Below are 1323 nucleotides of genomic sequence, written 5' to 3' on the forward strand. Positions count from 1 at the left end.
CTGACTGTGAGGCTAGCCGTGTCGGCCCGGAAGGTGATGGGCTGATGCCTGGTGGCAGTAGATGTGACTCTAACCCTGACTGGCTTTGTGCCTTTGGCGGGACTTGTCCGTCCGCTGCTGCCGGCGCCGGCCCGGCGGGAGACGTTTGGCCTGATCAGGAGCTTGACCGCCAGTTAGTGGCTGGCGTGTCTCATCACAGTCCTGCCATCTCCGCACCGGACCGGACCCTTGCGTCCCCACGGTGAGGAGAGAACGCATGTCCATGCTGGCAGATCTGGTCGAGGTCGTCATCGGCGTCGACACGCACAAAGACACCCACACCGCCGCGGTGCTCGACACCCGCACCGGTGGGGTCCTGGCCAGGGCCACGGTAAGCACCGACCCCGACGGCTACGCCGAGTTGGCGGCCCTGGCCGAGCAGCACTCAGGGCTGCGGGCCTGGGCCCTCGAAGGCTCCGGCGGCTACGGCGCCGGACTGGCTCGGCATCTGGCCGATGCTGGCGAGCTGGTCGTCGAGTTGGACCGGCCACAACGCCCAGCCCGCCGCGCCGGCGCGAAGTCCGACCCGATCGACGCCGAACGCGCCGCCCGCGACGCCCTGGCCCGCACCCGCCTGGCGCAGCCCAAAACCGGCGCGCAACGCGCAGCGCTGCAGGTGCGGCTGACCGCCCGCCGGGCGGCCGTGGAAGCCAGCGCGGACACCCAGCGGCAACTACACGCGTTGGTGATCACCGCCCCCGAGGTGGTGCGGGCCCGCTTCCGCGGCCAGAGCACCCGGATCATGCTCACCACCGCCACCCGCCTACGTCCCACCAGCAGCGCCGACGTCGACGTGTTCACCAGCCTGACCGTGCTGCGCGACCTCGCCCGCCGCGTGCGCTTCCTCGAAGCCGAAGCCACCGCCCACGAAAAGGCGATCCGCGCGATCGTGCGCTCCTGGCGACCGGACCTGCTACAACTGACCGGCGTCGGACCGATCGTCGCCGCCACCGTGCTCACCGCCTGGTCCCACCCCGGACGCTGCCGCAACGACGCCGCGTTCGCCATGCTCGCCGGTGTGGCCCCGATCCCCGCATCATCGGGCAAGACCGTCCGCTACCGCCTCAACCGCTCCGGCGACCGCCAACTCAACCGGGCCCTGCACACCGTCGTCCTGACCCGCCTGCAACGCGACGAGACCACCCGCGCCTACGCCGAGCGTCGCCGCGCCCAAGGCAAAACCGACCGAGAGATCAAACGCTGCCTCAAACGCTACGTCGCCCGAGAGCTCTACCGACGCCTCGAAACCCCAACCGAAGCACTTGACGCGGCATAGGAGCGTCC

General features: G+C 70.3%; 1 protein-coding gene. It reads left to right on the forward strand.

Translation table 11 applies throughout. The features are described from left to right. The first annotated feature begins 256 nt into the window (after window positions 1-256). Window positions 257-1315, forward strand: a complete 1059-nt coding sequence (locus ACFT41_RS32295; RefSeq protein ID WP_377590548.1) for an IS110 family transposase — start codon at window positions 257-259, stop codon at window positions 1313-1315. The last annotated feature ends 8 nt before the right edge of the window (window positions 1316-1323 follow it).

It is taken from the genome of Micromonospora sp. NPDC057141 (assembly GCF_042670805.1).
Classification (GTDB): Bacteria; Actinomycetota; Actinomycetes; order Mycobacteriales; family Micromonosporaceae; genus Micromonospora.